Origin of the sequence: Achromobacter ruhlandii, from assembly GCF_902859695.1 — a bacterium.
Taxonomy (GTDB): Bacteria; Pseudomonadota; Gammaproteobacteria; order Burkholderiales; family Burkholderiaceae_B; genus Achromobacter; species Achromobacter ruhlandii.
The window spans coordinates 42,114-53,658 of the sequence record NZ_CADIJL010000039.1; the positions used below are offsets into that span (position 1 = coordinate 42,114).

Here is an 11,545-nt window from a genome sequence, read left to right on the forward strand (position 1 = left end):
GCGATCCCCGCCCGGCCTTTCCCCCAGGAGCCATCATGCAAACCGTGATCACCCCGCAAACCATCGCCCCGCAGGCCGCGCATCTGGACGACAGCCAGCGCGTGCGCTGCGAAGTCTGGACCCGCGTCATGGGCTATCACCGCCCCGTGTCTTCCTTCAACACCGGCAAACAAGGCGAATTCAATGAACGCCGCTTCTTCGTCGAACAACGTGCCTGAAGCGGCCGGCGGCCGCAAGGCCGCCCCCGCCCGCCACCCGCCACGCCTGGCCCACGCCGCGCCGCCACGGCCGGCGGCCCTGCCGCTGCCGCGCCATTCGCCGGCGGTGGGCGGCCTGACGCCCTTCTCCACCGTGGACTGGCCGGGCACGCTGGCCGCCGTCGTCTTCATTGCCGGCTGTCCCTGGCGCTGCCACTACTGCCACAACCCCGAATTGCAGACGCGCAACGCGCGCTACGACTGGCGCGACGTGCGCGCCTTCCTGGACAACCGCCAGGGCCTGCTCGACGCGGTGGTGTTCTCGGGCGGCGAACCGCTCAGCGAGCCGCGCCTGCCGTCGATGATCCGCGAGGCGCGGCGCATGGGATACCGCATCGGCCTGCACACCGCCGGCATCTACCCGCTGCGCCTGGCCGACGTGCTGCGCCACCTGGACTGGGTCGGCCTGGACATCAAGGCCGACGCGCAGGGCTATGACGACATCACGGGCCGGCGCGATTCGCACCGGTCGGCGCAGGCCTGCCTGACGCAGTTGCTGACGGCGGGCGTGGATTTCGAATGCCGCATCACCTGGCATCCCGACTGGCTCGACGAGACCCGGCTGCTGGGCCTGGCGCGCGAACTGGCGCGGCGCGGCGTCAAGCGCTTCGCGGTGCAAGGCGCGCGCAGTTGCCCCAGCACCCCGCCGGCGCGGCTGCTGGGCGCGCAGGCGCAGGCCCTGCTGCGCGGCTGGTTCGAGGAATTCGCCTACCGCTGAGCGCCGCCGCGCCCCAGGCGCGCCGCCAGCGCGGCGTGAAAGCGCGGCGACGCCACCGCGCCCACATTGCAGCGCGACCAGGGCGAGGCCGCCGTCGGATCGACGCTGAACACGCGGCCCGGCGCCATGATGACCTTCTCCGGCATCAGGTCCTCGGCCAGCGCCAGCGAATTGTCGATGCCGGGAAACGCCGCCCACAGATAGAGCGAGCGGGTGGGCCGCGTGTAGACCGTCGCGCCCAGCGAATCCAGCACCCGCAGCGCGTCGCCGGTGGCCTCTTCCAGGCGCTGGCGCAGGCGCACCAGATGGCGTTCGTAGTGGCCGTCGCGCAGCATCACGTCGACCATGCGCTCGCAGTATTCCGAACTGCTGACGTGCACCAGCGCCTTCAGGTCCGCCAGGTCGCTGGCCAGGCCCGCGCCGCAGGCGATGAAGCCGACCCGCAGCGCCGCCGAGAACGACTTCGAGAAACTGCCGATGTAGACCGTGCGTTCCAGCTGGTCCAGCGCCGACAGCCGCACCGCCGAGGTCGGCTTGAAGTCGGCCAGCGGATCGTTCTCGACCACGATCAGGTTGTGGCGCTCGGCCAGTTGCAGCAGTTTGTAGGCCTTGGCCGGCGAAATGTCGGAACCGGTGGGATTGTGCGCCAGCGACTGCGTGAAAAATAGGCGCGGCTTCTCGCGCTGCAGCAACGCCTCCAGCGCCGCCAGATCCGGGCCGTCCGACAGGCGCGGCACGCCCAGCATGCGCACGCCCGCCAGCTTGAGCTTGCCGAACAGCGGGTAGTAGCCCGGATCGTCCACCAGCGCCGCCGCGCCCGGCGGCAGGAAGTAGCGGATCACCAGGTCCATCGCCTCGTTGGCGCCGTGCGTCAGCACCAGCTGCGACGGCGCCGCGCTGATGCCGACGTCGCCCAGCTTGCGCACCAGGCTCTCGCGCAGCGGCGCGTAGCCGAAGCGGCTGCCATAGCGGAACAGCGTGCCCAGGCCGGTGCGCACCACCTTCTGGTGATAGCGGTCCATGCGCATGTCGGCCAGCCATTCCACCGGCGGGAAACCGTCGCCGGCGGCAATGGCGTCGGGCTGCGTCTTGAGTTGCTCGCGCATCAGCCAGACGATGTCCATGGCGCGGCTCAACTGGCCCGGCTCTTCATCGGCGGCGCGCCGCGCCGGCCCGGTGTCGAGCACGTAGAAGCCCGAGCCGCGACGCGGCTCCACCAGCCCGCGCGCCACCAGCATCTCGAACGCCACCACCACGGTGTTCTTGGCGTAGCGATGCAATTGCGCCAGCTCGCGCAGCGACGGCAATTTATCGCCCGGGCGGTAGACGCCCTCGGCGATCTGGCGCCCGATCAGGCGCGCCAGGCTTTCGGCGATGGGCGCGGCGCGCGGGGCGCGGCCCGGGGAATTGTCGGCGTCCACGGCGTGGTTTCCAGCGGGAAAAAGTCGAAAATTGGTGCAGTGCGATGGTACTGTTCGCCCAAACTGTACCTCTGAATGCCGGTACAGTTTACCTAGAATCCGGTCACCCAATTCCTAGATTTCCAGATGGAGACACATGCCATGGTGGCCGATTCACGCCTGCCCAACTTCCGCGCCCTCACCCCCGCCCAACGCCTCGCCGCCATCGCCGACGCGGCCGGCCTGACGCCCGAGGAACGCCAGCAACTGGCCGAACCGGGCGCGCTCGGCCTGGAGCGCGCCGACGGCATGATCGAGAACGTGATCGGCGCCTTCGAGCTGCCGCTGGGCGTGGCCGGCAACTTCCAGGTCAATGGCCGCGACGTGCTGGTGCCGATGGCGGTGGAAGAACCGTCGGTGGTGGCCGCGGCCTCGTTCATGGCCAAGCTGGCGCGCGAGAACGGCGGCTTCGAGACCTCCAGCACCCGGCCGCTGATGCGCGCCCAGGTGCAGGTGCTGGGCCTGACCGATCCGCACGGCGCGCGCGTCGCCCTGCTGCGCGAGCGCGAGCGCATCGTCAAGCTGGCCAACAGCCGCGACCAGGTGCTGATCGGCCTGGGCGGCGGCTGCCAGGACATCGAGGCGCACGTGTTCGCCGACACGCCGCGCGGCCCGATGCTGGTGCTGCACCTGATCGTCGACGTGCGCGACGCCATGGGCGCCAACACCGTCAACACCATGGCCGAGGCCGTGGCGCCGCTGGTCGAGGAGATCACCGGTGGCACGGTGCGGCTGCGCATCCTGTCGAACCTGGCCGACCTGCGCCTGTCGCGGGCCCGCGTGCGCCTGACGCCGCAGACCCTCGACACCAAGGACCGCAGCGGCGCCGAGATCATCGAGGGCGTGCTGGATGCCTACGTGTTCGCCGCCACCGACCCGTACCGCGCCGCCACCCACAACAAGGGCATCATGAACGGCATCGACCCGGTCATCGTCGCCACCGGCAACGACTGGCGCGCGGTCGAGGCCGGCGCCCATGCCTACGCCTGCCGCGACGGCCGCTACACCTCGCTGACCCATTGGGAAAAGGACGCCAGCGGCGCCCTGGTCGGCACGCTGGAAATGCCGATGCCGGTGGGCCTGGTGGGCGGCGCCACCAAGACCCATCCGCTGGCGCGGCTGGCGCTCAAGATCATGGCGGTGCGCTCGGCCCAGGAGCTGGGCGAGATCGCCGTGGCCGTGGGCCTGGCGCAGAACCTGGGCGCGCTGCGGGCGCTGGCCACCGAAGGCATCCAGCGCGGCCACATGGCGCTGCACGCGCGCAACATCGCGCTGACCGTGGGCGCGGTGGGCGCCGAGGTCGACCAATTGGCCAAACGCATGGCCGAGGAAAAGGACGTGCGCGCCGACCGCGCGCTGGCGCTGCTGGAGGAACTGCGGAAACCGGCCTGACGGCGCGGCACGGCCGGCGCACGCACGCCGGCCGCACAAGAACAGAGGCGGCGCCGGGAACCTCCCGCGCCGCCCGTCCATCAAGGAGACAGACATGGAAAGAGACAGCAAGGCGTCCGCCGGACGCCTGGCCGAAGTATGGAACGACACGGTCGACCTGCGCCACCTGGCGTGGGCCATCGCCATCGGCATCGCCGTCAGCGTGGCGGGCTTCTACGCCGCCAGCGGCTGGCTGCGCGACAAGGTCGCCTCGCCCGAGCTGGCGCACGCCTACGCCATGCTGGCCGGCCTGGCCGGCTGCGTGCTGGCGGGCGTGATCTGCGCCCGCCTGTTCCCGCCCAAGCGCGAAGTGGTCGAGCACAGCGCCTCGCACGATCCGGCCTGGCGCGCCGAGGTGCTGGCCGAACTGGCCGCGCAACCGGGCGGCCTGGGCACGCTGGCGGACCTGCCACCGGCGGTGGTCAAGGAACTCAAGGAACTGGACCTGTACGAGCTGTTCGCCGCGCCCGCCGCGGCCCCGGCGCCGCAGGGCCGGCCGCAAAACTTGCGTGAAGAGGTGCCGGCATGAGCGATCCCGTGTTGCTTGAACAGATCATGGTGGCCGCCGGCATGGGCCTCCTGGGCGCGGTGGTGTTCGCCGCCATCGGCCTGGTGTCCGGCACCGACGAGACCACCACGCTGGCGCCGCTGACGCTGCTGGTGGTGCTGCTGGGCGTGCCGCCCGCCGGCGTCTTCACCTTCTTCCTGGCCGGCGCGGTGGCCAAGCACATGACCCACGCGGTGCCGACGGCGCTGCTGGGCATCCCCGGCGACACGCTCGCCACGCCGCTGCTGCAGGACGCCAACATGCTGCGCAAGCTCGGCGTGCCGCACATCGCGCTGCGCAAGATGGTGTCGGGCGCCATCGTCGCCGCTTTCGTGGCGGTGCCGCTGGCGGTGCTGTTCGCCGTGCTGCTGGCGCCGTTCGGCGGCGCCATCACCAAGTCGGCGCCGTGGATCTTCCTGGCCGCGGCGGTGCTGATCGCCTATTTCTCGGCCGGCCGCTGGGCCGCGGTGGCGCTGCTGGTGCCGTTCGTGGTGGTGATCGTGGCGCTGCAGAGCCTGACCGCCAAGTACGGCGTCAAGCTCAGCATCAGCTACTTCCTGGGCATCGCCATCGGCCCGCTGATCGCCGACCTGTTCACCGTGATCGCGCCGCAGGGCCGCGCCAAAATGATGCGCGACAAGGTGCGCACGTTCTCGCTGGCGCCGGACGTCAAGGGCTGGTCGGGTTACTTCCCCAACCCGCTCAAGGTGATGGACCGCATCCAGACCCGCTGGACCCTGGCCACCGCCACCATCTCCAGCGCCACCTTCGTGTTCAGCCCGGTGGCGATGACGGTGGTGCTGGGCGAACTGGTGGGCTCGCGCGTCAAGCACGCCTATCACCGCCTGACCACGGTGCTGAGCGCGCGCAACGGCGTCACCGAGGCGACCTACATCGCCGAGGCCCTGATCCCGCTGATCGCTTTCGGCCTGCCGCTCAGCCCGGTGGCCGCCGGGCCGGCCGCGCCGCTGTTCAACGCGCCGCCGCGCTTCACGGTGGACGCGGCCAGCGGCCAAACGCACAACCTGCACAACCTGCTGAACCACTGGGAGTTCCTCGGCTACGGCATGCTGGCGGTGCTGCTGGCGGCGATCGTGTCGTATCCGTTCGCCATGAACTTCGCGCGCCGCGCCGCGCTGTTCGTGTCGCGCAAGGTCAGCCACGAGGCCATCATCGCCACCTTCGTCGGCCTGATCATCGTGATCAGCGTGTGGGAAGGCCAGTTCCTGGGCCTGCTGGTGATCCTGACCATGGGCCTGTTCGGCGGGCTGCTGTCGCGCCTGTTCGGCTTCAACACCGGCGTGCAGTTCATGGGCTACTACACCGCCGTGCTGACGGTGCCGGCGCTGGTCAAGCTGGTGGCGTAAGGCCACCATTGGCCAGGGGCGGAGCCCGCCGGCTCCGCCCCTTTTTTTGTCTGCCCGGCCGGGCCACGCCCCTGCCGCGTTCCCTCTCCCCGCTTTCACCAGCCCGCTTGATTCCGCGCAAGGCGGCGCGTCATGCCTTGCTCTAGCCTCGGAGCCACTGTTCCCAATAAAGGCTCTCATTTCATGACGTGGTTCAAATCCCTCACTCTCGCCGGCCGCGAATTGCTGCCCATCGTCCAGGGCGGCATGGGCGTCGGCGTATCCGCCCATCGCCTGGCCGGCGCGGTCGCCAGCCAGAACGCGGTCGGCACCATCGCCAGTGTGGACTTGCGCCATCACCATCCCGATCTGATCGAGCAGACCGAGGACTGCCGCGACCGTGAACAGATCGACAGCGCCAACCGCGTCGCGCTGGACCGCGAAGTGCGCGCCGCGCTCGACACCGCGCAGGGGCGCGGCGTGGTGGCCGTCAACGTCATGAAGGCCGTGCGCGACCATCCCGCCCTGGTGCGCCAGGCCTGCGAAAGCGGCGCCCAGGCCATCGTCATGGGCGCCGGCCTGCCGCTGGACCTGCCCGACATGACCGCCGACTACCCCAAGGTGGCGCTGGTCCCCATCCTGTCGGAAGCGCGCGGCGTGGCCGCCGTGCTGAAAAAGTGGATGAAGAAAGGCCGCATGGCCGACGCCGTGGTCATCGAACACCCCGGCTACGCCGGCGGCCACCTGGGCGCCGCGCGCCTGGACGACATCCACGACGAACGCTTCGACTTCAAGCGCGTGCTGGCCGAATGCCGCCAGTTGTTCCAGGACCTGCAACTGGGCCGCGACGCCCCGCGCCTGATCGTGGCCGGCGGCGTCGGCAGCCACGAACAGGTGCGCCACTGGCTCGGCCACGGCGCCGACGGCGTGCAGGTGGGCACGGCTTTCGCCGTGACCGAGGAAGGCGACGCCCACGAGAACTTCAAGCGCGTGCTGATGGAAGCCGACCCCGACAAGCTGGCCGAATTCACCAGCGTGGCCGGCCTGCCGGCGCGCGCCGTGCCGACGCCATGGCTGACGCGCTACCTGCGCCAGGAAAAGACCCTGCAGGACAGCACCCGCTGCGACGCGCGCCGTTGCAGCCAGCGCATGGACTGCCTGACGCAATGCGGCCTGCGCGACGGCATCGCGCGCTTCGGCCAGTTCTGCATCGACCTGAAGCTGGCCGCCGCCATGCGCGGCGAAGTCAGCCGCGGCCTGTTCTTCCGCGGCGCGTCGAAGCTGCCGTTCGGCGACGCCATGCGCAGCGTGCGCGAGCTGATGGACTATCTGCTGAACGGCAGGATGCCGGCGGCCGCCTGACGGCACGCCAGCGCCAGGCCCCGACGGCGCGCGGGCGGCTGACGCCGCGTCAGCGCGCCGCCGGCAGGTCGAATTCGAACACCGCCCCCGGCTCCGGCCGTTGCACCAGCCGGATATCGCTGTGATGCAGCTTCAGGATGCGGTGCACGATCACCAGCCCCAACCCGCCGCCATCGCGCGGGCCGTCCGCCAGCACCGAGGCGCGGGTGAACAGGCCGGCGCGCAAGGCGTCGGGAATGCCGGCGCCATTGTCGCTGACCCGCACCTGCACGCCGTCGCGCGCCTGCCGCAGGCGTAGCTCGATGCATCCGCCCGGCGCCGTATGGCGGATGGCGTTGTCCAGCAGATTGGTGAGCACCCGCTCGATCATGCCCAGGTCGGCGCGCACCGGCGGCAGCTCCTGGTCAATCGCCGTGGTCAGCCGCTGCTGGCGCGCCTCGGCGGCCAATTCGAATTTCTGGATCACGTCCTGCGCCAGCTCGGGCAGCGAGAAGGTCTCGGGTTCCAGCCGCACCAGCCCGGATTCCAGCCGCGCCAGCTCGAACAGTTCCTGCGCCAGCCGGCCGACCTTGCGGCTCTGCGCCAGGGCGATGTCCAGGTAACGGCGGCGCTCGGCCGCGTCCAGCGTTTCGTCCTTCAACCGCAGGGTTTCCAGGTAGCCGTGCAGCGAGGTCAGCGGCGTGCGCAGGTCGTGCGAAATGTTCGCCACCAGGTCGCGCCGCTGCTGGTCCTGGCGCGTCAGCTCGCGCCATTGCTCGGTGATGCGGCGGCCCATCTGTACGAAGCTGCGGCGCAGCACCGAGATCTCGTCGCCGCTGGCATCGGTGGCGTCGGCCGGCTTTTCCAGCGCCGCCAACGCGCGGCCGTCGTCGTCGCCAAAGGCCCGCACCGCGCGCGTCAGCCCGCGCAGCGGCCGCGTGATCAGGCCGAACGCCGCCAGGCCCGCCACCAGGCCCAACAAAGCCACCAGCGCAATCGACCACAGGGTGGTGCGCAGCACCGCGCTACGCGACGCGGCCATTGCCAGCGCGTCATGCGCCTGGCCTTGCAGCACCACATAGACATAGCCCTCGTCGCGCCCCGCCACCCGCACCGGCGCGGCCGAAAATACCTTGGCCGTATCCAGGTGGCGCGGATCGTCGCCCTCGATCGGCAGCGCCCCGCCCGCCAGGAAACGGCGCACCGGCGCCAGGTCGACCCGGTCGCGCTTGATCTGGCCGGGCGGCGCCGCATCGCCCACGATGCGGCCGTCGTTGTCCAGCAGGTAGACCTCGACCGCCGGATTCACCATCATCAGCATCGAGAACAGCGAACGCACCGCGTCCGGCTTCCAGCCGTTGGCGTCCATCAGTTCGTTGGTGCCGGCGATATGCTGCGCCAGCCCGCTGGACAGGCGCTGCACCACTTCCTGCTCGTAACGCACGTTGGCCGAGATCTGCAGCCAGGCCGACGCGCCGCAACACGCCAGCAGCAACAGCGCGAACACGGCCGACAGGCGCTGGGTCAGGGTCAGGCGCTTCATGACGCGGACTCCGCCGGCGTGCCGGGCGCGGCCGCGAACTTGTAGCCGCGCCCCCAGACCGTCAGGATGCGCTGCGGATTGGACGGATCGGCCTCGATCTTGGTGCGCAGCCGGTTGATGTGGGTGTTGACGGTGTGCTCGTAGCCTTCGTGCTGGTAGCCCCAGACCTGGTTCAGCAGGTCCAGCCGCGAGAACACCTTGTCCGGGTTGCGGGCGAAGAAATGCAGCAGGTCGAATTCGCGCGGCGTCAGTTCCAGCCGGCGCTCGTCGACCGAAGCGGTGCGGGCAATGGGGTCGATGGCCACGCCGTGCTGGCGCAGGCTGCCGGCGTCGATGCGGGCGTTGCGCTCCAGCGCCTCGGTGCGGCGCAGCAACGCGCGCACGCGCGCCACCAGTTCCAGCATCGAGAACGGCTTGGCCAGGTAGTCGTCGGCGCCCAGTTCCAGGCCGAGGATGCGGTGCACCTCGCTGGAGCGGGCGCTGGTGATGATGATGGGGGTGTAGCGCGTCATGGCGCGGGCGCGCTTGCAGATCTCCAGGCCGTCGATGCCCGGCAGCATCAGGTCCAGCACCAGGGCGTCCCAGCCGCCCTCCTCCAGCCGGCGCATGCCTTCGTTGCCGTCGGCCGCGTGCTCGACCGCGTAGCCCTCGTCACGCAGGTGCAGGCGCAGCAATTCGGCGATGTGGGCGTCGTCTTCGACGATCAGGACGCGGCGGGGCGTATCCATAGGGGCTCGGTCAGGGGTGGAAATCAGGGTAAGCCGCCCGGCAGCGGCCGGCAACGCCGGGCGCGGGCGATCCGCCCCCGGCAGCGCTATTGTCGCCAATCCGTGGCCGGCGAGTTATCACATTTATTTTAAGTTTGCGTGAGGACTTCGATATCGGCGCCGGGGAAGAATGGCTCCAACGACAACAACCGCCTCCCCGAGGAGCCCCGCCATGATGGCCACGCCCGCCACCCCAGACGCCCCCGCCGCCCCGGCGCCCGACAGCCGCGGCCCGGTCCATCCCGGCTGGCTGCGCATCGTGCATTGGCTCAATGCGCTGGCCGTGGTCATTATGGTGACCAGCGGCTGGCGCGTCTATAACGCCGCGCCGTTCTTCGACTTCACCTTTCCCAACGGCGCCACCCTGGGCGGCTGGCTGGGCGGCGCGCTGCAATGGCACTTCGCCGGCATGTGGCTGCTGCTGGTCAACGGCCTGCTCTACCTGGGCCTGAACCTGACCACCGGCCGCCTGTGGCGCAAGTTCTTCCCGGTCGGCCCGCGCGGCGTCGCCCGCGACCTGGCCGCCGCCCTGCGCGGCAAGCTGTCGCATGCCGACCCGCGCCACTATAACCAGGTGCAGCGGCTGGCCTACCTGTTCGTCATCGCGGATATCACGGTGCTGGTCCTGTCCGGCCTGGTGCTGTGGAAGTCGGTGCAGTTCGACACGCTGCGCACGCTGCTGGGCGGCTACGAATTCGCGCGCCGCATCCATTTCTTCGCCATGGCGCTGCTGGTGGCGTTCGTGGCGGTCCACCTGGTCATGGTGGCGCTGGTGCCGCGCAGCCTGATCGCCATGATCCGCGGCAAATAAGGAGCCCAACGTGAGCGCAAAACGACGCCTGGCGCTGCTGGGCCTGGACGGCCCCGCCATCCTGAAGGAAGCCGTGAAGATCCTGGACAAGCGGGTCGAAGCGCCCTCGCGCCGCGCCTTCCTGCGCCGCGGCCTGACGCTGGGCGGGCTGGCGATGCTGTCCGGCTGCACGCTGTCCGACGATGAAAACGTGGAAAAGGCGCTGACCGCGGTGTCGCGCTTCAACGACCGCGTGCAAGGCTGGATCTTCGACCCGAACAAACTGGCCCCCACCTACCCGGAATCCATGATCACCCGCCCGTTCCCGTTCAATGCGTATTACGGCATCGACGAGGTGCGGCAGGTCGAGGAAGAGAGCTTCCGGCTGGAAGTCACCGGCATGGTGGCGGACAAGCGCCGCTGGCGGCTGGAAGAGCTGCGCGCCATGGCGCAGATCGACCAGGTCACGCGCCACATCTGCGTCGAGGGCTGGAGCGCCATCGGCAAATGGGGCGGCGTGCCGTTCTCGACCTTCCTGAAGCGCGTGGGCGCCGACCTGACCGCGAAATATGTGGGATTCAAGTGTGCCGATGACTACTACACCAGCATCGACATGCCGACCGCGTTGCATCCGCAGACGATCCTGGCGCTGACCTACGACGGCAAGACCCTGCCGCCGGAGTACGGCTTCCCGATGAAGCTGCGGATGCCCACCAAGCTTGGCTACAAGAACCCCAAGCACATCCAGGCGATTTTCGTCACCAACACCTACCCGGGCGGTTACTGGGAGGACCAGGGCTACAACTGGTTCGGCGGCAGCTAGGTGGTTTTCACTTTTTTTCCCACCACGACACACCAGAGGAACGCATCATGAAGACACTCACCACCGCCGCATTCTCGCTGTGCCTGGCCTTTGGCGCGGTCACCGCGCACGCGGCCGACGACATGTCCAAGGACGGCATGGCCAAGAGCGGCATGTCGAAGGATGGCATGGCCAAGGATGGCATGGCGAAGGACGGCATGTCCAAGGACGGCATGTCGAAGAACTCCATGTCCAAGGACGGCATGTCGCACGACGGCATGAAGAAGGACGGCATGGCCAAGGATGGCATGTCGAAAGATGGCATGTCGAAGGATGGGATGTCCAAGGACGGCATGTCCAAGGGCGGCTCCATGAGCAAGGACAGCATGGGCAAGTAAGCCCGCCCGCCAACCGCCCCGCGGGCGCCGCCCCGGCCGCGCCGCGCGCGGGCCCGCTTTCCCAAGGAGCCCCCATGAGACTGACACGCAGGCATTTCCTGGGCGCGGGCGGCGCCTTCGCGGCCGCCGCCGGCCTGGCGCCCCT

At 69.6% G+C, this 11,545-nt stretch carries 12 protein-coding genes; 9 read left to right on the top strand and 3 right to left on the bottom strand.

Annotation, left to right across the window (positions count from 1 at the left end; genetic code table 11):
- The first annotated feature begins 35 nt into the window (after positions 1–35).
- Both nrdD and HV742_RS28140 read left to right on the top strand, forming a co-directional pair.
- The gene (nrdD, locus tag HV742_RS28135) at positions 36–218 is read left to right on the top strand and encodes an anaerobic ribonucleoside-triphosphate reductase (protein ID WP_064525441.1); all 183 of its coding nucleotides are present in this window, start codon (positions 36–38) and stop codon (positions 216–218) included.
- Positions 184–975, top strand: a complete 792-nt coding sequence (locus tag HV742_RS28140; RefSeq protein ID WP_175146941.1) for an anaerobic ribonucleoside-triphosphate reductase activating protein — start codon at positions 184–186, stop codon at positions 973–975. The genes nrdD and HV742_RS28140 overlap by 35 nt, the downstream gene beginning before the upstream one ends.
- Here the strand turns inward: HV742_RS28140 and HV742_RS28145 are convergent.
- Complete coding sequence (locus tag HV742_RS28145) at positions 966–2,396, bottom strand: aminotransferase-like domain-containing protein (RefSeq protein WP_175146942.1); 1,431 nt, start codon at positions 2,394–2,396, stop codon at positions 966–968. The two genes, HV742_RS28140 and HV742_RS28145, sit on opposite strands and share 10 nt — an antisense overlap.
- 141 nt (positions 2,397–2,537) lie before the next feature.
- Between HV742_RS28145 and HV742_RS28150 the strand changes: the two genes are divergently transcribed.
- The 4 genes from HV742_RS28150 to HV742_RS28165 all read left to right on the top strand — a co-directional run bounded on the left by HV742_RS28150 (position 2,538) and on the right by HV742_RS28165 (position 7,121).
- Positions 2,538–3,827 (top strand): hydroxymethylglutaryl-CoA reductase, degradative, encoded by a 1,290-nt coding sequence (locus HV742_RS28150; RefSeq protein WP_063581747.1) that lies wholly within the window; start codon positions 2,538–2,540, stop codon positions 3,825–3,827.
- 94 nt (positions 3,828–3,921) lie between these two features.
- The gene (locus HV742_RS28155; RefSeq protein WP_054498876.1) at positions 3,922–4,395 is read left to right on the top strand and encodes a hypothetical protein; all 474 of its coding nucleotides are present in this window, start codon (positions 3,922–3,924) and stop codon (positions 4,393–4,395) included.
- Positions 4,392–5,780 (top strand): tripartite tricarboxylate transporter permease, encoded by a 1,389-nt coding sequence (locus HV742_RS28160; protein ID WP_020927869.1) that lies wholly within the window; start codon positions 4,392–4,394, stop codon positions 5,778–5,780. The genes HV742_RS28155 and HV742_RS28160 overlap by 4 nt, the downstream gene beginning before the upstream one ends.
- Positions 5,781–5,963: 183 nt before the next feature.
- Positions 5,964–7,121 (top strand): NAD(P)H-dependent flavin oxidoreductase, encoded by a 1,158-nt coding sequence (locus tag HV742_RS28165; RefSeq protein WP_049074078.1) that lies wholly within the window; start codon positions 5,964–5,966, stop codon positions 7,119–7,121.
- Between the two features lie 49 nt (positions 7,122–7,170).
- On the opposite strand, the gene HV742_RS28170 is transcribed toward HV742_RS28165, so the two are convergent.
- A complete protein-coding gene (locus HV742_RS28170) occupies positions 7,171–8,643 on the bottom strand; it encodes a sensor histidine kinase (RefSeq protein WP_068979860.1) in 1,473 nt (490 codons plus the stop codon).
- Positions 8,640–9,371 (bottom strand): response regulator transcription factor, encoded by a 732-nt coding sequence (locus HV742_RS28175; RefSeq protein WP_175146943.1) that lies wholly within the window; start codon positions 9,369–9,371, stop codon positions 8,640–8,642. Before HV742_RS28175 ends, HV742_RS28170 begins: the two co-directional genes overlap by 4 nt.
- A gap of 211 nt (positions 9,372–9,582) precedes the next feature.
- Between HV742_RS28175 and HV742_RS28180 the strand changes: the two genes are divergently transcribed.
- From HV742_RS28180 to HV742_RS32635, 3 genes are read left to right on the top strand one after another with little or no spacing between them, the layout of a single operon-like run.
- Positions 9,583–10,221 (top strand): cytochrome b/b6 domain-containing protein, encoded by a 639-nt coding sequence (locus HV742_RS28180; RefSeq protein ID WP_054416903.1) that lies wholly within the window; start codon positions 9,583–9,585, stop codon positions 10,219–10,221.
- 10 nt (positions 10,222–10,231) lie between these two features.
- Positions 10,232–11,023, top strand: a complete 792-nt coding sequence (locus HV742_RS28185; protein ID WP_059270250.1) for a molybdopterin-dependent oxidoreductase — start codon at positions 10,232–10,234, stop codon at positions 11,021–11,023.
- Positions 11,024–11,070: 47 nt separating this feature from the next.
- Positions 11,071–11,400 carry a pentapeptide MXKDX repeat protein gene (locus HV742_RS32635; protein WP_175146944.1) on the top strand — a complete coding sequence of 110 codons (330 nt, stop codon included), beginning with the start codon at positions 11,071–11,073 and terminating at the stop codon, positions 11,398–11,400.
- Positions 11,401–11,545: the final 145 nt, after the last annotated feature.